Origin of the sequence: Actinoplanes xinjiangensis (genome assembly GCF_003148685.1) — a bacterium.
Classification (GTDB): domain Bacteria; phylum Actinomycetota; class Actinomycetes; order Mycobacteriales; family Micromonosporaceae; genus Actinoplanes; species Actinoplanes xinjiangensis.
On record NZ_QGGR01000012.1, the window covers coordinates 163940 to 182806 of the forward strand.

Consider the following 18867-nt stretch of genomic DNA (forward strand, 5'->3'; position numbering starts at 1 on the left):
CTCCCTAGAACTGGTGCGGGTCGATGATCCGGTAGAGATAGTGGCGGCGATCGAGGCCGGTCACGATGGGATGGTTCTCGCCGACCCGGTTCACCATCCGTTCCCGGATGGTGACGAGCCGGTCCTCGGCGGTCCGCTCACCGGCGGAGAGGTCCATCAGGGCGAGGTTGCTGTCGAACCGCAGGGTGTTGGGGTGCTCCGGCCCGAAGACCTCGGAGACGACCTCGGCGATGCCGATCAGCCGGGCCCGCGCCGCGTCGAGGTCCGATCCGGCCCCACCGGCCGGATCGGTTTCGCAGATCCCGAGGTTCATCTGGGCGGAGAGGGTGTACGGGTGCCGCGGCCCCAGCACGGTCGTGAGGCTGCTGACGGTCGGCTGGAGCCACTCCCGGGCCGTCTTGAACCGCCCGGCCGCCCGCTCGGCGATGGCCAGGTCGTTGGCGCACACCAGGGTGTACGGATGCTGCGGCCCGAGCCGGTTCGCGTAGAACTGGCGGATCTCGGTCATCTCGTCGATCGCGCGGTCCGCGGAACCGGCGTTGAGCAGGCTCAGCGCGAGACTGAGCCGGCAGGTGACCGTCTCGGGGTAGTCGGGGCCGAACAGGTTGTCCAGCTTGGAGTAGGTGGTCTGGTGCAGTGGCACGGATTCGTCGATCCGCCCGAGGCTGCGCAGCGAGACGGCGTAGTTGGCCTGCGTGGTGAGGGTGATACGCGAGTCCGGCCCACGGGTCTCGAGCAGGTCGTCGACGGTCTGTTCGAGCAGGGCGGCCGAGCGGGCGAACTCGCCGGCGTCGCGCCAGTCACGGGCCAGGCAGCCGGCCGAGGCGAGGGTCAGGAAGTGGGTCTCGCCGAGCACCTCGCGGCGGCGCAGCAGGGTCTCCTCGTCGTGCAGGGTGGCCAGCCGGAAGTCGCCCATCAGCCGGTACGACACCGCGACGTTGTTCCGGGCGGCGAGGGTACGCGCGTTCTCCTCGCCGTAGTACTCCTGCCAGGTGGTGTAGGTGTCGAGGTCGAGTTCCAGCGCCTCGGGATAGCGGCCCAGCCCGCGCAGGTCCGCCGCGAGTCCACCACGGGTCATCAGCACGTGCGGGTGGTTGGCGGGCAGCAGGTCCTGCTGGGCGGCGAGCACCTCGTTGTCCACCTCGTACGACAGCTGGAACTCACCCACCTCACGCAGCAGGTTGGCGAGGTTGAACCGCAGGAACAGCAGCTGCCGCCGGAGGATGTCGGCGGCCTCCGGATCGGTGGTCGCGGCCAGCTGCTCGGCCCAGATCTGGCTGGTCCGCTCGGCCCGTGGCCGCCCGGCAGCCGAGTCGCCCTGGAGGTAGTAGAGCCGCATCCGGTCGACGACCAGTTGCCGGACCTCCTCCTCGGTGCTGTGCACGGCCTCCGACGCGTCCAGGTGTGGCCAGAGCATCCGGAACCGGGGCCAGTTGCGCTGCTCGTCGACGTCGCCCTCGGGTCGCGCCTCGGCGAGCACCTGGTGGACCTGCCGCCGGGCCTCGTTGAGTTCCTCCTCGGTCATCCGATCCCGGACCACGTTTTGCACGACGCGATGGATCATGATCTGCCCGCGCCGGTCGGTCTCGCCGGCCGCCGAGGGACGCTGGTCGAGGCGGAGCAGCGCCAGCCGGTTGAGCTGCTGCACGAGCGAGCCCCGGGCCATCCGTTCGGACAGCGCCGGGTTGTACGACCTGAGGTACCGGGCCATCTGGTCGCTGTAGACCAGGGCGAGCGGGATCTCCGGCGCCATCACGCTGCACAGTTGGAACAACCGGTAGGCGGCCTGGTCACGGTCGCGCAGCCGGTTGAGCGACAGGTCCCAGGTACGCGCGACGGACTGGTCGGCGGTGGCGGTGAGCGCCGCGCTCGGGCCCTCCTCCTGGATCAGCGCCAGGTATTCCGACACCGGGGTGAGGGTCTCGGCGAGCCAGGCGGCCGCGGCGGCGATCACGATCGGCAGGTCGGCCAGTTGCTCGGCGACCAGGTCGGCGTCCTGGCGGCTGAGTGACTGGACCCGTTGGAGCAGGTGCTCGATGCTCTCCTCACGGGTGAACACGTCGATCTGCAACGGCTGCGTCTGCTCGCCCCAGGACATGTTGCGGGAGGTGATCAGCACGTGACCGGGGCCGTGCGGCAGGTAGCCGTACACCGTCTCGGGTTCGTCGGCGTTGTCGAAGATCAGCAGCCAGCGTCGTTTGTCCCGGCCGAGTTCCTGCACGACCGCGCGGGCGTAGTCGGCACCGGACTGTTCGGACTGGAGGCCGAGCATCTCGCCGAGGTCGTGCAGTGAGCTGCTCAGGCTCTCGTCGTTGTCGGCGCGCAGCCACGCCACCACGTCGTAGGCGGTGCGGTAGCGGTAGGCGTACTCCAGCGCCAGTTGCGTCTTGCCGACCCCGCCCATGCCCTGCAACGCGACGGCCTGGGTGCCGAAGAGCACCACGGCGGTGCCCGCCCGGAGCTGCTCGCGCAACTCCCGCAGTACCGGCTCCCTGCCGGTGAACCGGGCGTTGCGGGCCGGCAGGTTCGCCACCAGCTGCGGCTCCTCGCCGGGGAACCGTGGCGCGCCGGCGAGGATCGCGTCGGTGTCGGTGACCGGGCGGCCGACCAGTTCCAGGACACGCTCGGCCGCGGCGGTCGCCGACAGGCCGGCGATGAAGGCCGAGTTCGCCGGGGCGATGCGCCGCCACGGTTTGATGTCGGCGGTGGTGTAGACGGCGCGCAGGTCGGCGTCGTCGATCGAGGCGGAACCCTCACCCCGGGAGATCACCCGCAGCCGTTGTGCCCCGTTGCCCGACGGCTTCTCCGAACCGGGGACGTGCACGACCCGGAAGCCACTGGCCACCAGCACGTGCTCGATCCACTCGGTCCAGATCTGGTCGGCGCTCGTGTCGGTCAGCAGCATCACGTCGGCTTCGGCGAACGGCTTGCGCTCGAACCGGGCGTTGATCTGCGATCGCACCCCGCGGGGGATCGGCGGCAACCCGGTGATCTCGTGGTCGGTGATGTGCCCGACCAGATTCTCGTACGCGTTGAGCAGCGTCCCGGTCGCACCGGACACGTCGGCGAACGTCGCCAGCGTCTCCTCGTACGCGTAGTACGCCTGGTACGGCACCTGGACGCCGAGCCAGTACGCCATCCGGTTCTCCTCGTCCATCCCGGCGGGCAGGCCGTCGAAGTGGCGCATGGCGACCATCCGGCCGATGTCGGCCTTGCGCTTCTCGGCCGGGTCGACGCGCATCGGTACCGGGAGCACCCGGATGCTGCGGCGGCTCAGCAGTTGCCGGGCCATCTGGGCGCCCCCGTCCATGCCCTGCTCGCTGAAGGTGAAGCAGTCGACGAGTACGTCCGGCAGATGGCTGGTGCAGATGCCGGCGATGTCGCTGTGGCCGGTCCGGCTGTCGATCAGCGCGTAGTCGTAGTGGTCGCGCATGTCCTCCCGCATGGCGTCGAAGAAGAGGCCACCGTGCTGGTTCTGGTAGAAGTCGTCCCAGTTCATCTCGCCCAGTGCGCCCGCGTACTGATGGTTCTGCTGGCCCGCGGCGAGGAAGTCGAGCGTGCCGCCGCCGGGGAACTCCCAGTCCAGCGAGAAGGAATGGCGCTGCACGCAGGCGTACCGCTCGATCCATCCGGGTGTGCGCTCGCTGCGGGTGGTCGACCATTCGTATTCGCGGATCATGTCGATGACGCCGTGGGTGCCGGCGAGCATGCCGGGGTCGATGAAGGGGGCGAAGAACCGGTGCAGGCCGGGGGACTCCAGGTCCCAGTCGATCGCCAGCACCCGCTTGCCGTTGGACGCGAGGATCCAGGCGGCGTTGGCGAGCGCCATCGTACGGCCGGTGCCGCCCTTGTACGAGTAGAACGTGACGACCTGGCCGTCCCGACCACCGGTCATGGCTGGTCCTCCTTCAACTCGGGTGTCCTCGCAGGAAGTTGCGCCGGGCCCGCTGGATCGCCTCGTCGACGGCCCGGTTGAACTCGGCCGCGGTGCGGGCGACCTGACCCGTGCCGCCGGACAGCTGGACCGCCTCGTTGGCCGCGTCCCGCAGCCGGCTGTCCCGGCCGGTCACGATCACCGTGGCGGTCCAGCGGGGGAGTCGTTGCAGCAGTTGCTTGACGACCGGCCGGGTGGTGCCGTCGGTCAGGGTCACCGGGTCCAGCAGCAGAATGCCGGCGGAGTCCCGGGACTCCTCACCGGACGGCAGGCCGATGATCGCCTCCACCACCTCGGGCAGCAGCGCGAGCCGGCGGGCGGCCTGCACCGCCCGCTCCACCACGGCGAGGCGGTCCGGTTCGTACGGCGTCCACTCCAGTCCGGCGCCCGGCGGCCGGACCACCGAGATGAAGAAGCGCGCCTCGGGCGACGGCGCGCTGATCAGCAGGTCGTCCAGCATGATCCAGTCGGGCAGGTGCCCGGGGTGTTCGGCGGCCCGCACGATCCGGTCGGCCAGCAGCCCGACGATCTGGCGCAGCTCGTTGGCGTAGGCGTTGTGCCGGCAGATCGTCGCCATCCCGCAGGCGGCGTACTCCCGGACGGCGTTGCCGAGCGAGATGGCCTGGGCGATGCCGCACACCTCGCGCGGCGGAATGTAGATGTCCCACATCACCGGATGGACGAACGGCGGGTCGACCACCTCGGACCGGCGATCGAGGTACGGCCGGAAGTCCTCCGGTGGGTCGTGCAGCAGCTCGCGGGTGTAGAGCGGCACCACCACCCGGACGTCCGGAGGGTCCGCGTCGAGTCCCGCGCGCGCCTCCCGCTCGGTGGCGTAGTGCAGTGATCCGGCGCGCAGGCCCGGCAACGGGGTGGCGCGGGTGCGGACCTCCTCGTCGAGACGGCGATAGAACCGTTCGACCCATTCGTTGGGAAACGACGAACGCGCGTGAATGAGCGAGAAGTAGAGATCGGGACGGCTCACGATCGGAAGATCCTCTCAGCGGGCACGTCCACTCCGTTCCGTTACGGCACTGCTACGCGGTGAGGCCAAGCGTAATGCGCCTGTACCACTGTGTCACCGTCGCTTTCCGGTGGCTTACCGGCTGATATTCCGACCGAAATCGTCAGGCCGGAACAAAGGAAATGAACTCACGATTCCGGGCCAGCCATCCGGTCGCGTGATCCACCGTGGCGGTCATCGGCAGCACGTGTGCCGGCGCCGATCCGACCAGGCCAAGCCGTGCCCAGGGCTGTTCCGTGAGATCATTTCCGGCGGCCCGGAAATCGGTGTCGTCCAGCATCGGTGCCTCGAATCGAAGCTGCCGGCGCTGACCGTTCTCGATCACAAAACAGGCGAAGGTCATGAGGGGCGGGGGCGGGTGGAGGCGGTACTCCGCGAGATGCAGCGCGGTGCATGTGTCCATTTCGACACCGATCATCAAAACTGTCGCGCCGAGCCGGTAAAGCGTGCCGAGCGGCGATCGCTCACCGAGATGGCAATCCAGATCATGCACGCGGGTGATCTCGTCCGAGGCCGGGCCGACAGCCGCGAACGACGTCTGCGGATGGTTGCTGCGCCGCGCCGCGGGATGACGGCGAACCGTCTCGGCGAACACCCCCACGCCCTGCGACGGTGTGGTGGCCCGGTCGAAGCCCGGCATCGCGGCCTCGTAACGGGCCCGTTCGGCGTCCGTCATCCCCGCCGTCGCCTGTCGGTACGCCCGGCTGGTCAGCGAGTTCCCGGCGGTCTGCGCGGGCACCACCACCGTGCCGCCGGGCCCGAGCGCCTGCCGGAGCGCCCACAGCAGCGTGCGTGGCCCGCCCGGGACGGTGCCGATCCGGCGCATCCCGCAGTGCACGAGCACGACGCCGCCACGCGGGAGGCGCAGAGCCCGTACCTCGGCCGCCAGGGTGATCGGGTCCGTCACGTCTCCCATGACAGCACGGCGGCCTCGACCTGGTCGACGAAGCTCGTGCCGAGCGGTGTCAGCCCACCCGTCGCCCGCAGGCCGGTGATCGCGTCGAGGGTCCACTGCCGGTACTTCGTGTACTGCCGCCCGGCGGTGGCGTCGGCGTCGCGGCCGGCCCGGACCCGGTAGACGTCCGCCACGGCCGCGTGCGCGTAGACACCCTGGAGCACACCCTCGACCGGCCTCGGGTCGGGCCGCCAGGCGACTTGCACCGAGGCGTCGGAGTCCAGGTCGAACAGGTCGCACAGGTCGAGCAGGGCCCCGAGTTTGCCGTGCTGGAACTCGTGCACGAGCAGCACCGCCAGATCGGCCGGGCCGGGGAGCGCGGCCGCCACCGAACCGAACGCGTGCCGGGCGGTCGACGCCCGCTGCGCCCCGTCCTCGTCGGCGCGCAACGGCACCACGGTGCGCAGCGCGCCGCGCAGGGCCGGGACGTAACCGGGCGTCTCGGCGCGGATCAGCCGCCAGGCCTCGGTCAGGGCCGACCGCCAGGCCTGCTCCTCCCCGTCTGGGAGCCGATCGGCGACCGGCCAGCGGTGCCGGGCGCGCAGCGGATCGCCGTCCTCGATGAGCACGGCCCAGCCGTCCGGGAGCGTGACCTGCCGGGCGGGCTGCCAGGCGTGGGTCGGCACCGGCCGGGCCGGATCGGCGACGATCGGCTCGCCGGCACCCGCGGTGACGACCAGTTCCGAGCCGTCGAACGTGACCCGGACCGGTCCCGACGTGCCGGGCGGCAGGTAGGCCGTGCCGACATGGGGCAGATGCACCACGCCGTCGACCGCTTCGACGCCGACCTCGACCGCGATCCCGGCTCGCACGGCCGACGCCGCGGCCAGTGCGCCCAGCCGGCAGACGCCGCCGCCCCGCAGCCGGTCCACCGCCCACGGTCGCACGTAGGGGTGGCCGAGCACGTCGCGCACGGCCTCCGGTGACTTCGCCTCGACCGTACCGAGGATGTCCCAGGCGTCCGACGGGCCCTGCTGGTCGACGATCGCGAACAGCAGCGCACGGGTGATCGCCAGCTCCTGCTCGGCCAGCCACCCGATCGTGGTCTCGTCGCCGAAACCGGAGGCGATCTGCTCGATCAACGTCGAGGGCATGGCGCCGCTGTCGTCCGGCTTGCTGTCGGCGTGCATGTGCGACTCCTCGTTCGTACGGTCCACCAGGACACGCAGATCGGCGCAGTAGACCGACGGGTTGTCGAAGCCGGAGCCCGGACGATAGCGGTGCGCGTACAGGCCGCCGCCGCACTGGGAGACCACCGGGCAGCTGCGGCACACCGGGCTGAGACCGTCGATCCCGGTCTGCCGGCCGGCGACGGGACCGAGCGCGGCCACCTCGTCCACCCGGTGCCGGAACACGTTCAGGCCGGTGCGCGGTGCGCCGTCGAACGCGGTCTTGATCGTGTCGGCCTGCTCGTAGTGGCCGTCGGTCTCGATGACCACCAGGTCGACGGCGTCCGCGCCGAGCTGCTCGCTGCCACTCGGGCCGCCCCGGCCGGTCGATTCGAGCGCCTCGAACATCCTGATCCGGATCGGCCGGTCGTCGGCCAGCCAGCGCCGGTGGATCGCGGACAACCAGGTCGCGTACGGCGTGGGATCGGCACCGGGACGGACCGGCGGATGCTCCCAGGTGGCGTGCGGCAGCAGGAAGTCGACCCGGGGCGGCTGCTCGGCCAGCAGCGCCTCGTAGACCCGGACCGGATCGTTGGCCAGGTCGATGGTGCACAGGATGCCGGCGTACAACTCCCGGAAGTCCGGTGTGCGCAGCAGCGCCAGGGCCGCCTGCGCCTGGTGGAAACTGCCGGCCCCGGACGCGTACCGGCGGTGCCGGTCATTCGCCTCGCGGTAGCCGTCGAGCGAGACCCCGACGCGGACGCCGAACTCCTTGAGCACCTCGCACATGGCGGTGTCGAGCCGGAGGCCGTTGGTCTGCATGACCAGATCGAGCCGGGCGACCGGCCCGATCGTCGACCGCAGGCGGGCCAGTGCGTCCCGCATCGGCTCCGCCCCGAGCAGTAGCGGCTCGCCGCCGTGCAGGACCACCCGCACCCGGGACAGGCCGCGTGCCGCCGCGTGCTCCGCGACACGCTGTGCCGAGGCCTGGACGACGTGCGGGAGCATCGACCGCGGCTTGTCCCGCCAACTCTGGTCGACGGATTGATAGACGTAACAGTGGTCGCACGCGAGATCGCACCGGCCGTGCATCTTCAGGATGTACTGACCGATGGGTGGGCCCGAGTCGCGCGCGGGGGGCATCAGGGCGCGGAGTTGAACGCCGCGACATCCAGCCGGCGCACGAGCGTCTCGCTGTCGACGATGCGGCGCACGACGCGGGCCGCCTGCTCGGCCCGGATCCCCTGCAGCGGCGCCGTCGTGATGGCGGCCAGCGGCTCGACGAGGGAATCCATGGTAGCCGGAACGGGTTTCACGATGTCTCCAGATGTCGCGGACTGACAGGCCCACGCCTGCCCGAAAGGCGTAACGACGTAAGAAAGTGTTCGAGGAACGGCGCTAGGCGACGGTCACCTGCTCGGGTGACAACCGCCGGTAGAGCGTTTTCTGGACATTCGGCGTTCGGCACAGAGCCCCTGCGGTGTCTCCGCCGGAGGTACGCCTTCGCCGGAAATCGCATGACCCGTCCGCGTTGTGCGCTGGACCACAGTCTACCCACCTTGTGTTTCGCCATGATGCCGAGGGCGCAGAGAAGAGAATGGGGATCGGCAGGACCTATGGACGACGGTACGAAGGAGTGTCCAGCCCGGTTCAAACCAGCGGCCGGATGACGCCCTCCGAGGCGATCCGGCCGCCCTGCCCGATCAGGATCGGATGCCGACCCGCTCGACCTCGCTGATGACGTCCCACAGGATCTCCGGGGCGGTGGTGGTGCCCTGCACGGTCGAGACCGTCTTGCGGAAGCCGTTGCGGTAGCTGACGGTCAGCGTGTAGGCGAAACGGTCGCAGCACGGGTTGTCCGGCTGGTACGAGCTCCGCAGCCGCAGGAACTCACGGGTGCCGACCATGCGCAGCGACGACCGGCCGTCCGGTGTCGAGCGCTTGACCACGAACGTCTCCTGGAGCCCGGCGAACCCACCGGAGCGGTCCAGCGTGATCGACGTGGCCAGGATCGGTGCGGCGGCTGCCGGGGCGGCCGGCGCGAGCGTGGCGACGGCGCACGCGGCGACCAGAGTGGCGAAGCCCTTGCGGATGATGGTGCGGCGCTTCATGGCGTCCTCCGGTTGTCCGGCGCCGACTGTCGGCGCCCGCACTGCTGACAACCTCCGACAAATCGCCCGAGAAACGGACAATCATCCCGAGGAGGGGTTCACGCCGCCTGGATCAGGTTGATCTCGCGAGCCTCCGCCGCATACCGGGCCAGCAGGTGGACCGTGCGCGGGCCCGCCTCCCCGTCGACCGGCAACCCGGCCCGCGTCTGGAAGTAGCGGACCGCCTCGGTGAGCTCCGCCTCGTCCGGCCCGACCCGTACCCCGAGATCGGTGAACAGTGCCCGCAGCACCTCCGGTTCCGCCGGCGGAACCGACTCCGACCAGCCGATCAGGCCGCCGACGGCATTGCCGACCAGACTGAGCATTCCTCGTGCTGACATGGTGACCTCCCGTGTGGTGGGCGATCCCAGCATCGCGGCAGGACCTGTGCCGGACATCTGCCCACCGTCTCCGAAACCTGTGCGCCTCTGCGACTTTCGGCCGATCTCTCGCGGCCGTCATCGCGGTTAACGCGGGGTTTCGCGGCAGGGCACTGTGGCGGGCATCAATCCTTCTTCTGGCGTCGCCTTTCCGGACATTCCGGAAATCTGAACGGCCAGAAGCGCACGCCTGGTCCGGGACGTCCCTCCCCGGGAGTCATCCGGGCCACCAGGCCGGATCCCCGGCCCGGCGTCGGCTGTCAGCTCTCGCAGAGTGTGGATCGGGCCAGGGCCACCAACTCGCGGGCGTCGGCATCCGCAAGGCCGTACTCGGCCAGTTCCGCCGCGACCGCCCGTCGTGGCTGCCCGGCCGCGAGCGAGGCACACGCCTGCCCGCCCATCCGGGTGATCTCCTCGTTCCGCAGATCCACCGTCGCGCCGGCCAGCCGCCCGCGCACCGCGGCCAGGAACCGCTCACCCGGCACCGATACGCCGGCCACCCCGGACGGCTCCGGCGAAGCCGTCGCCGACAGCGGAACCGGGTCGTCGTCCGGCGTCGGCTCCACCAGCGGCGCGGCCAGCGCATCACTCACGGCGGGCACGGCCCCCGACGGTTCCGGATCCTTCCATTGCGGTACGGGTGGCGAGCTCGCACATCCCGCCATCACCGCGACGGCCACCCCGGCGACGAGCCCGAGCCGCCTCACCGGGTCTCCCGCAGGTGGGCCGGCCGTCCACGCCGTAGCGCCACCGCCGGTTCGCTGATCGTCGGCCCGAACGGTCGCCGCTCCACCGTCGGCTGCGGTCGCCCGATCCGCCCGACCGGCTGCTGACCGGCCGCCGGAACGCCGTCCACGCTCGGCGGTGCCGCCTTCCCGTCGCCGGCCGGTGCCGCGTTCCGGACGTCGGCCGTTGCCGTGTTCCGGACGTCGGCCGTTGCCGTGTTCCCGTCGCCGCGCGGCGGGTCGTCGGTGCTCGGAGCTGCCGCTATGGCGTCCTGGACCGGTGTCGTGAGGCTGTCGTCGCGGCGGTGCGCCGCCTGCGGTATCGGCGCCGCGGGGATGACGGCGACGACGGCGGACCGTGCCGGTTCGGGGACGAGGATGGATGCCGGATTTCCCGGGAATGGCTGGGGGAGAAACACCCGGCCGACCCTAGACGCCGAGCCGGGGGTTCGGCGCCGCCGCGCCGCAGCCACCCGGACGGGCGACCGGCGGGCACAGCCAAGTCACAGACGGCTCACCGCTGCGCAACACCTTCGCGGCGCAGTCTCGATCGCATGACGGACCTGATGACGCGCCCCTCCCGGAACGACGACCGGGCTCCCGACGGCCACGGGCGGCACCGGGTGACCTACGACCTGCCGCCGACACACATTCCGCCGCTGCTGGTCCAGGCCCCGCGCGACCCACGGTGGAGGCGACGGGTCGCGGGCGGCGCCGCCGTCCTGGTCCTGATCGCCGGCGGTGGTGCCACCGGAGCCCTCCTCACCGAGGAGTACCTGGCCTCCCGCCCGGCCCAGGCCGCCGCGCTCGCCGGGACGACGATCACCGAGACCTCCGACCTGGCGCCGATCGTGGCGAAGGTCCAGCCCGGCATCGTGACCGTCCTGGTCGACGGTTCCCGCTCGTCCTCGCTGGGCTCCGGCGTGATCCTCACCGGCGACGGCCTGATCCTCACCAACAACCACGTCGTCGAGGCGGACGGAACGGTCAGCGTCCGCCTGTCCGGCGGGCAGACCGCGCCGGCCCGGGTGGTCGCCACCGACGCCACCCACGACCTGGCCCTGGTGCAGGCCACCGGCCTGACCGGGCTGACCCCGGTGACCTTCGCCCCCGACGACAGCGTCGCCGTCGGGGACACCGTCCTCGCGTTCGGTGCACCGCTGGGCCTGGAAGGCACCGTGACCTCCGGCATCGTCTCCGCCCTGAACCGCGGCGTGGACACCGGGGACGAAAAGCTGACCGGCCTGCTCCAGACCGACGCCCCCATCAATCAGGGCAACTCCGGCGGTGCCCTGGTGGACACCTCCGGCCGGGTGGTGGGCATCAACGTCGCGATAGCCACGGCCGACGACAGCGGCGGCAGCGTGGGCCTGGGCTTCGCCATCCCCGCCGGCACGGCCACCACCGTCGTGGAGCAGCTCCGGGCCCGGCTCTGACCGGGACCCGCACCGCCCGCGACAGATCACTTTCCGTGATCAGAGGGTGGCGCGGAACTCCGGCCAGTGGCCCCAGAAACGCTCGACCTCTTCGATGACGGACTGCAGTCCGGCGGCCACCTCGCGCGGCACCGGGGTGCCGTCGTCGAAGGTCGGCGTGGACGGCAGATAGTAGAGGCCACCGCGTACACCAGGCTCGACGCCGAGTGTCAGCACGTGTCCGTCCATCTCGAACTGCGTCGCGAACCGGCGGCTGCGCACGATCGCGCCGGTGTGGTGCCGCGCTTCCCGAGGCTGCAGCTCCTGGACCGTCATGATGTCCTCCTCACGAACCAGGACGTGGCCCTGGTGACAGTGAGTACGCATGGGGCCGATGAGGCGTTCAGTCCCCGGCGTCCCATTTTTCTTCGGTACGGGAATCTGGCCGGTGGGGGCCGCATCCACCCGTGAGCGGCCTTGGGCCGTGCGGGAACGCGGGCGCCGCCCGGGGGAGTGACGGGACTTCGACGATCATGGTCGGGGCGGGCCGGCTCGTACCGCTAAAGGGCCAAATGGGCGTTGGCCGCCCGCGCCGCCGCGGCATGGCCGGGCAGCTCGACCACCTCGATGCCGGCGGCGATGAGCAGCGCGACGCCCTCGCAGGTGACGAAGAGGTCCGGCTCGCGCCAGGCGATCACCACCCGGGGGATGCCGGCGGCGATGATCAGGCCGGTGCAGGTGGCGTGCGGGCGGCTGGCGCGTTTGGAGCAGGGTTCGAGCGTGCTGTACATGGTGGCGGTGCGCAGCCGGGGGCCGCTGTCGGCGCGCAGCAGGGCGGACTCCTCGGCGTGGACCTGCGGGTCGATGTCGCGGGACCAGCCGCTGGCCAGCTCGATGCCGTCGCCGTCGACGATGACCGCGCCGACCGAGAACGCCGACGTGGACGCCGGGCAGCGGTGGGCCAGCTCGATCGCGCGGCGCATCCACCGATGGTCGTCCATACTGCTCCCCGTCGTGCGACCCTGGGTCCGAATCAGCACACTACTCCCGGCCGTGGTTGTGCCCGCCTCCCAGAATGGACGTCGTGACCGATCTTGACGAGCTGACCCGCCAGGCTGTCCAGAAGCTGGAACCGAACCGCCGCGGGGTCGTCGTCGCCGCGCTGACCGGCGGGCACACCGAGGTCCGGGCGTCCGGCGGGCTGACCGTCGACTCGCGTCTGGAGATCGGTTCGGTGACCAAGGTGTTCACCAGCCTTATCCTGGCCCGGCTGGCCGAGGCCGGCGAGGTGCGGCTGGACCAGCCGTTGGCCGACTTCCTGCCGGCGCCGGCTGGTATCACGCTGCGGCATCTGGCCACGCACACGTCGGGGCTGCCGCGGCTGCCGAAGGGGATGCTGCTGAAGGCGCTGCTGCGGCCGAACACGCCGGATCCGTACGCACACTGCACCGCCGACTACCTGATCGAGAACCTGTCGAGGATCCGCCCGGCCACCCCGGGTACCCGGTTCCGGTACTCGAACCTGGGCGCCGGCCTGCTCGGACTGGCACTGTCCCGGCACACCGGCCTCTCCTACGGCGACCTGGTGGCCCGCGAGATCACCACGCCGCTCGGGCTGACCAGTACCGGCGCCGGTGGCCCGGTGGCGCCGGAGTACGACGCGAAGCGCCGCCCGACCGCGCCGTGGAACCTGGCGGATCTCGTCGGCGCGGGCGGGCTGCGTTCCACGGCGGCCGACCTGATCACGTTCGTCCGTGCGCACGTCGAGGAGTCGCCGGTGACGGCGGCGGTCGGGCTGTCGCTGGACGTCGAGCACCGGGTCAACCCGTTCCTGACCGTGCGCCTGGGCTGGATGGCGCAGCGGATGCACCCGAAACTCGGCGGGCACCTCCAGATCTACCACAACGGGCAGACCGGCGGGGCGTTCGCGTTCGTGGGGTTCGACCCGGAGAAGCGGGTCGGTGTGGTGGTGCTCAGCGACACCGCACGGATGGTCGACGGCCCGGCCATGGAACTGCTGCGCGGCCTGCAGTCAGGGGTGTGACAGCCGCCGCATCGACCGCAGGTAGCGCTGGGTGGCGACCTCCTGGGCCAGAGTGGTCAGCGGCCCGCCGATCCGGGCCAGGGTGCTCGCCGGCCGGGAGAACGCGGTGATCCGGAACCGGATCCGCCCCGCCCCGGTCAGGTGCAGGACGAACGCCTCCTCCCCGCGTTCCGGGTGCCCGTCGAGCGTGCCGTAGGCGAACCCCTGCCGATCGGCCTGGTCGATCCGGTAGACGACCCGGCACGGTGCGGTCAGGCGCAGCGGCCCGGCACCGACCCGGAGCACCACCGGCAGACCGGGCACGGCCGGGGCTCGGGTGCCGACGGTCAGCCCGGCACCCCGGTGCATGCCGAAGGTCAGCAGCGCCTCGGCGGCCCGCTCGAAGGCGTCCCGGCCGGCACCGACCTCGACGTCGCGCAGCACGTGCCGATATCCGGCGGGCAGTGGGGCGTCCCGGGTCGCGCCGACCTCGGGATACGTGAACGGGCCGTCCAGCAGCACGAACTCACCCTAGACAACACTCGCCATCGATCAACGTCTTATAGAAGAATGCAATTCGCGAGTGGAGCGCTGAACCGCAGAGAGATCGACATGGTTATGACAGTCGGTGGGGCTTAGCTGATCTATTGGCAAGGGGTACGGGGATGGCCGCTCACGAACCGCTCGGCAGGGAGTACCTGCTGCACGAGGAGATCGGCCGCGGCGCCATGGCGGTGGTGCGGCGCGCGACCAGCCGGCACGGTGGTCCGCCGCTCGCGGCGAAGCTGCTGCGCCCCGAACTCGCCGGTGACCGCCGGGTGCGGGAGCTGTTCCTCCGTGAGGACGCGGCGCTGCGGGCGCTGAGCCATCCGGGCATCGTGGGCCTGCGCGACCTGATCGTCGAGGGCGGCACCCTGGCCCTGGTGATGGAGTACGTGGACGGTCCCAACCTGCGCCGCTACCTGTCGATGCGGGGCGGCCGGCTCACCCCGCCGGAGGTCGTCGTGGTGGCCGCACAGACCGCCGCGGCCCTCGCGTTCGCCCACGCGCGTGGCGTCGTCCATCTCGACCTCAAACCGGAGAACCTGCTGGTGGTGCGCGGGTCCACGCCGCCGGAGGTCCGGATCACCGACTTCGGGGTGGCGGTGCTGCTGGGCGGCGGGCACCACTCGGTGGCCGGCGGCACCCCCGGCTACACGGCCCCGGAGATCTTCCAGGGCGGCCCGCCGACCCCGGCCGCGGACGTGTGGTCGCTGGGCGTGCTGCTGCTGGAACTGACCACGGGCCGGCCCGACGGCGACCCGTCGGCGCTGCCCGGCCCGCTCGGCCCGGTGGCCCGTGACTGTCTGGCGGCCGATCCGCGGCGCCGTCCGCCGGCCGCCCGGGTGGCCGCCTACCTACGGCAGTTCGCGGCGGGCGTGCAGGGCCTCCCGCCGGTCGCGCCGGTGTCCGGGCACCCGATGAGCGACGGCGAACCGGTCACGCTGGCGCTGGGCTTCCCGCCGCCGCAGCTCCCGCAGCCCACCTTTCCGCCGCCGGCCCCGCCGCAGCCGCCGCGTGCCGCCTTCGTGGGGTCGAACGCGGCGTTCGCCGGGCCACGGGACGGGTCCGGGCACCGGGACACGATCGGCAGCTGGGCCGGGCAGATGCCGGAGACCGGCCGCTACCAGGCTCCGCCGGCGCCTCCCCGGCGGGCCCGGTGGCGCCGCGGCCCGCTGGTCACGCTGGCCGCGGCCCTCGTGGTCGCCGCCGTGGTGACCGGGCTCAACCTGACCGCCACGGCCGGCGCCCGCACCGCCGACCTGGCCACCCAGGTCAGCGTCCCGCCCGCGGTCACTCCGGTCGAGAAGGGTGCGGAGTCCCTGCCGCCGACCGACGGCGTCGCCCTGCCACCGCTGAACACACCGTCCGCCGAACGGCTGCGGGTCACCATGGCCGGCACGGTCGACGGCGCCGGCACGCTGGCCATCTCGATCCGGGACGGGCAGGCGATCGCGTACATCTGCGACGGCGACCGTCTCGAGGCCTGGCTCAAGGGCACCGCGAAGAACGGGCTGCTGAACCTGTCCGGCAAGAACGACACGAAGATCACCGGCCTGTTCGACGCCCGCCGCGCGGCCGGGGAGGTCACCGTCGAGGGCCGGGCACACCGCTTCGAGATCGGTGTGGTCCGCAAGCCGTCCGGGCTCTACCGGCTGAGCAGTCAGGTGCGCGGCGCCCAGATCGACGGCTCGTGGATCGTGCTGCCGGACGGCCGGCAGGTGGGCGTACTCCTGCGTGGGGGGACGCCGGGACCGGCTCCGGTGCTGGACCTCGCCGGGCGCGGCACGACCGTCGACGGCGAGGCCGTCACCGGGGCGACCACCATCGACGCCGACACGGGGGAGGGGTTCACCAGGTGACGCCCCGGGTGTGGCTGCCCGTGGTCGCCGGTGTCGGGGTCGCGGTCGGGCTCGGCGTCTACGGGCGCCTGCACCAGCCGGTCGGCACCTCCGACGTCGACACCCTGCTCCGCATCCAGACGCTGAAGGTGTGGCTGGCCACCGGCGTGGCGTCTTTCCTGGTGGTGCAGCTGCTGTCGGCGCTGGCGATCTACGGTGTGCTGCCGGGCGGAGCGTGGGTGGGGGCGGTGCACTGCTGGTCCGGCCGGATCGCGTTGCTGCTGTCGATGCCGGTGGCGGTGCACTGCCTCTACACCTTCGGGCTGCGGTCGGACACGCCGCGGGTGCTGGCGCATTCACTGCTCGGCTGCCTGCTCTACGGCGTGTTCGTGACGAAGATGCTGCTGCTCAGCAGGCCCGGCGACGGGCGCGGATGGGGGCTGCCGGTGGCCGGCGGGCTGGTGCTGACCGCGGTGGCCGGGCTGTGGCTGACCTCGGCGCTGTGGTTCTTCACCACGATCGGTGTGACCTGGTGAACCGGCCGGCTCACCAGGTGGCCAGCACGCGGGCCTGACCGCCGGAGCCCTCCTCGTACGGGATCAGCCCCACGAAGATCGTCGCACCGGTACGGGGCAGCCGGTCCAGTCCGGCCAGGTTCTCCAGCCCGTACCGGTCCGCCCCGGTCAGCGCCAGGTGCGTGTCGAAGGTGGCCGAGATCCCCGGGTCGATGCTGAGTGTGTCGACGCCGAGACCGCGGATCCGGCGGCGCCGCAGGAGCCACTCGCAGGCGTCCGTGCCGAACCCGGGGAAGTGCAGCGTCCCGGCCGGGTCGGTGCCCCGGTAGGCGTTCGCGTCGCCGATCCGTGAGCCCCAGCCGGAGTACATCAGGACCGCCGCCCCGTCCGGGATCCGCCCGTGCCGGCGTTCGAACTCCCGCAGGTCGTCCACGGTCACCTCGGTGTCCGGGTCGTGGGCGGCCCGCCGGGCGATGTCGACGACCACGGCCGGCAGGATCAGCTCGTCCGGCCGGAGTTCGGTGGCGGTACGCCCGCCCGCGGTGAAGTGGGCGGGCGCGTCGACGTGGGTGCCGATGTGCTCGATGATCCGCCACTCCTGCATGTAGTAGCCGTCGTCCTCGACCGTCGTGACGGTGCGGCGGACCGCCTCCTCGCCGGGGCTGAACGCCGGGAACCTCTCCGACAGCGGGTAGGTCAGGTCACGGATCCCGCGTCCACCACGGGCGGCGGCGGGCTCGGCGGCCATGGCGGTGGCGGCGAGCCCGGCGACTCCGGCGAGCGCGGCCCGGCGGGTGACTTTCGGTTGGGTGCACATGCACTCATCGTGCCGGTGGTGTGCCGGGCGCCCAAGAGGAATCTCTCTGTGTCGACCTTGTGACCAACGGTCGCCACGATGTCCAGTGTGAATACGACACGGGGGATCACGATGGCCTGGCTCGGCCATCCGGTGACGATGGTCGCGCTGGCGGTACTCGTGATCAACGACCATGTGCTGAAGCTGACCCACCCCGGCTGGGCGACCGGCAAACTCAGCGACGCGGCCGGCATGCTGCTCGCGCCGCCACTGCTCGCGGCCCTGGCGGGCCTCATCGCTCCCCGGCTGCCGGTGCGCCGGGTCGCGGTCACCTCGATGGTCGCGGTCGGCGCCGGGTTCACGGTCGTCAAACTCTGGGCGTACGGTGCCGAGCTCGCCTCCGCCGCCTGGAGCGTGCTCACCCCGTCCCTGATCCGGGCGGACCCCACCGATCTGCTCGTCCTGCCGCTGCTGGCCGGCTCGTGGTGGACGTGGCGGCGCAGCCACGCGAGCCGGGCCGGCCGGGTGACCCGGGCGGTGCGCCTGGCCGTGCTGCTGCCACTGGCCCTGGCCGGCGTGGCCGCGACCAGCCCGCTGCCGCACACCAGAGCCGAATCCGTGGTCGTGGCCGGTGACGCCGTCTACGTCCATGCGACTGCCGTGCGCCCTCGCCGTGCCGAGTGGTCGGTCAGCCGGGACGGTGGCGTGACCTGGTCCGGCGCTGCGGAACCGGCGTCACCGCGGCAGCCGGTGTGCTCGCGGGACCGGGTCTGCTACCGGGTGGTGCCGGACGAGCTCGGCGTGCAGAGCAGCACCGACGGCGGTCCGTGGACCGACAGTTGGCGCATCGGCGACGACGATCGGCAGGCGCTGTACCGGGACTACGCCGACATCGAGACCATCCTGGCGCTGAGCTCGGGGGCACTGGCCGTCCAGGACGTGCCCGGCGGTCACGTCGTGGTGGTCGCCAACGGCCGGGACGGGTTCGCCGTCCGCGACCCGGCCGGCCGGTGGACACGCATCGGATTCCCGGCCTTCCCGGACGATGTGGCGCCGCTGCCGTTGTCCACCTCGCCCGGTGCGCTGGGCCGTCCACTCAGGATCACCGTGATCGCCCTGCTCGCCGGGTTCCTGATGACCGTCGCCGGGGTGGTGTCGCTGCGTCGCTCGGGTGGCAGCCGGCAGTGGTGGTGGCTGGCCGCCGCCTTCCCGGCGGCCGCGGTCGTCCTGATTCCGGTGGCGGTGCGAGCCTGGCGGGATCCGGCCTCGATCGTTGCGGCGCCGGGCTTCCTCAGTCCGTTCCTGGCCGTCGTGGTGGCGCTGGCCGGGGCCGTCATCGCGCTGTCCTTCGCCGCGGGCCGCGCCGCCACCGCGCGTGCCTGGCTGCGGCCCGCTGCCGTCGCCGCCCTGGTCACCGCCGCGGCGTCGGCCGTGGCCTGGCGGCTCATGTCCTGAGCGGC

The 18867-nt window shown here is 71.8% G+C and carries 18 protein-coding genes; 5 read left to right on the top strand and 13 right to left on the bottom strand.

Going from position 1 to position 18867, the window contains the following annotated elements; translation table 11 throughout:
• Positions 1–4: 4 nt before the first annotated feature.
• The 9 genes from fxsT to BC793_RS26175 all read right to left on the bottom strand — a co-directional run bounded on the left by fxsT (position 5) and on the right by BC793_RS26175 (position 10696).
• Positions 5–3895: an FxSxx-COOH system tetratricopeptide repeat protein gene (gene fxsT, locus BC793_RS26140; protein ID WP_109596715.1), complete on the bottom strand. Its 3891-nt coding sequence runs from the start codon at positions 3893–3895 to the stop codon at positions 5–7.
• Between the two features lie 13 nt (positions 3896–3908).
• Positions 3909–4919, bottom strand: a complete 1011-nt coding sequence (locus tag BC793_RS26145) for a hypothetical protein (protein WP_109596717.1) — start codon at positions 4917–4919, stop codon at positions 3909–3911.
• A 142-nt stretch (positions 4920–5061) separates the two neighbouring features.
• Positions 5062–5874, bottom strand: coding sequence for an AAC(3) family N-acetyltransferase (locus BC793_RS26150; protein WP_109596719.1), 813 nt, complete (start codon positions 5872–5874; stop codon positions 5062–5064).
• Positions 5862–8165, bottom strand: a complete 2304-nt coding sequence (locus BC793_RS26155; protein WP_203896127.1) for an FxsB family cyclophane-forming radical SAM/SPASM peptide maturase — start codon at positions 8163–8165, stop codon at positions 5862–5864. The genes BC793_RS26150 and BC793_RS26155 overlap by 13 nt, the downstream gene beginning before the upstream one ends.
• Complete coding sequence (fxsA, locus tag BC793_RS50310) at positions 8165–8338, bottom strand: FxSxx-COOH cyclophane-containing RiPP peptide (RefSeq protein ID WP_170167273.1); 174 nt, start codon at positions 8336–8338, stop codon at positions 8165–8167. The genes BC793_RS26155 and fxsA overlap by 1 nt, the downstream gene beginning before the upstream one ends.
• Positions 8339–8725: 387 nt before the next feature.
• The gene (locus BC793_RS26160; RefSeq protein WP_109596721.1) at positions 8726–9133 is read right to left on the bottom strand and encodes a hypothetical protein; all 408 of its coding nucleotides are present in this window, start codon (positions 9131–9133) and stop codon (positions 8726–8728) included.
• Between the two features lie 98 nt (positions 9134–9231).
• Positions 9232–9513 (bottom strand): peptidoglycan-binding domain-containing protein, encoded by a 282-nt coding sequence (locus tag BC793_RS26165; protein WP_109596967.1) that lies wholly within the window; start codon positions 9511–9513, stop codon positions 9232–9234.
• 299 nt (positions 9514–9812) lie between these two features.
• A complete protein-coding gene (locus BC793_RS26170) occupies positions 9813–10145 on the bottom strand; it encodes a DUF732 domain-containing protein (protein WP_146246448.1) in 333 nt (110 codons plus the stop codon).
• Between the two features lie 110 nt (positions 10146–10255).
• A complete protein-coding gene (locus tag BC793_RS26175; protein WP_109596725.1) occupies positions 10256–10696 on the bottom strand; it encodes a hypothetical protein in 441 nt (146 codons plus the stop codon).
• Positions 10697–10831: 135 nt separating this feature from the next.
• Here BC793_RS26175 and BC793_RS26180 point away from each other — a divergent pair, with 135 nt between their 5' ends.
• On the top strand, positions 10832–11713 hold the full coding sequence (locus BC793_RS26180) for a S1C family serine protease (protein WP_109596727.1): 882 nt from the start codon (positions 10832–10834) through the stop codon (positions 11711–11713).
• A 39-nt stretch (positions 11714–11752) separates the two neighbouring features.
• On the opposite strand, the gene BC793_RS26185 is transcribed toward BC793_RS26180, so the two are convergent.
• Together BC793_RS26185 and BC793_RS26190 are read right to left on the bottom strand one after the other, a co-directional pair.
• Positions 11753–12028, bottom strand: coding sequence for a hypothetical protein (locus BC793_RS26185; protein ID WP_158319368.1), 276 nt, complete (start codon positions 12026–12028; stop codon positions 11753–11755).
• Positions 12029–12252: 224 nt separating this feature from the next.
• Positions 12253–12693, bottom strand: coding sequence for a deaminase (locus tag BC793_RS26190; protein ID WP_109596731.1), 441 nt, complete (start codon positions 12691–12693; stop codon positions 12253–12255).
• An 83-nt stretch (positions 12694–12776) separates the two neighbouring features.
• Here BC793_RS26190 and BC793_RS26195 point away from each other — a divergent pair, with 83 nt between their 5' ends.
• Positions 12777–13736: a serine hydrolase domain-containing protein gene (locus BC793_RS26195; protein WP_158319369.1), complete on the top strand. Its 960-nt coding sequence runs from the start codon at positions 12777–12779 to the stop codon at positions 13734–13736.
• Here BC793_RS26195 and BC793_RS26200 read toward each other — a convergent pair.
• A complete protein-coding gene (locus tag BC793_RS26200) occupies positions 13725–14237 on the bottom strand; it encodes a DUF1990 domain-containing protein (protein WP_109596735.1) in 513 nt (170 codons plus the stop codon). The two genes, BC793_RS26195 and BC793_RS26200, sit on opposite strands and share 12 nt — an antisense overlap.
• Before the next feature lie 143 nt (positions 14238–14380).
• On the opposite strand from BC793_RS26200, the gene BC793_RS26205 reads away from it, so the two are divergent.
• Positions 14381–16117 (top strand): serine/threonine-protein kinase, encoded by a 1737-nt coding sequence (locus tag BC793_RS26205; RefSeq protein WP_109596737.1) that lies wholly within the window; start codon positions 14381–14383, stop codon positions 16115–16117.
• Complete coding sequence (locus BC793_RS26210) at positions 16114–16632, top strand: DUF6529 family protein (RefSeq protein ID WP_109596739.1); 519 nt, start codon at positions 16114–16116, stop codon at positions 16630–16632. The genes BC793_RS26205 and BC793_RS26210 overlap by 4 nt, the downstream gene beginning before the upstream one ends.
• Positions 16633–16642: 10 nt before the next feature.
• Here BC793_RS26210 and BC793_RS26215 read toward each other — a convergent pair whose 3' ends face one another.
• The gene (locus BC793_RS26215; RefSeq protein ID WP_109596741.1) at positions 16643–17428 is read right to left on the bottom strand and encodes a cyclase family protein; all 786 of its coding nucleotides are present in this window, start codon (positions 17426–17428) and stop codon (positions 16643–16645) included.
• Positions 17429–17515: 87 nt separating this feature from the next.
• Here BC793_RS26215 and BC793_RS26220 point away from each other — a divergent pair, with 87 nt between their 5' ends.
• On the top strand, positions 17516–18862 hold the full coding sequence (locus tag BC793_RS26220; protein ID WP_146246449.1) for a hypothetical protein: 1347 nt from the start codon (positions 17516–17518) through the stop codon (positions 18860–18862).
• The last annotated feature ends 5 nt before the right edge of the window (positions 18863–18867 follow it).

Bases quoted from the DNA above. Each gene is read 5' to 3' on its own strand.
- BC793_RS26185 (WP_158319368.1), bottom strand. From the start codon at position 12,028: ATGACGGTCCAGGAGCTGCAGCCTCGGGAAGCGCGGCACCACACCGGC.
- BC793_RS26190 (WP_109596731.1), bottom strand. From the start codon at position 12,693: ATGGACGACCATCGGTGGATGCGCCGCGCGATCGAGCTGGCCCACCGC.
- BC793_RS26165 (WP_109596967.1), bottom strand. From the start codon at position 9,513: ATGTCAGCACGAGGAATGCTCAGTCTGGTCGGCAATGCCGTCGGCGGC.
- BC793_RS26215 (WP_109596741.1), bottom strand. From the start codon at position 17,428: ATGTGCACCCAACCGAAAGTCACCCGCCGGGCCGCGCTCGCCGGAGTC.
- BC793_RS26150 (WP_109596719.1), bottom strand. From the start codon at position 5,874: ATGGGAGACGTGACGGACCCGATCACCCTGGCGGCCGAGGTACGGGCT.
- BC793_RS26160 (WP_109596721.1), bottom strand. From the start codon at position 9,133: ATGAAGCGCCGCACCATCATCCGCAAGGGCTTCGCCACTCTGGTCGCC.
- BC793_RS26205 (WP_109596737.1), top strand. From the start codon at position 14,381: ATGGCCGCTCACGAACCGCTCGGCAGGGAGTACCTGCTGCACGAGGAG.
- BC793_RS26180 (WP_109596727.1), top strand. From the start codon at position 10,832: ATGACGGACCTGATGACGCGCCCCTCCCGGAACGACGACCGGGCTCCC.
- BC793_RS26155 (WP_203896127.1), bottom strand. From the start codon at position 8,165: ATGCCCCCCGCGCGCGACTCGGGCCCACCCATCGGTCAGTACATCCTG.
- fxsT (WP_109596715.1), bottom strand. From the start codon at position 3,895: ATGACCGGTGGTCGGGACGGCCAGGTCGTCACGTTCTACTCGTACAAG.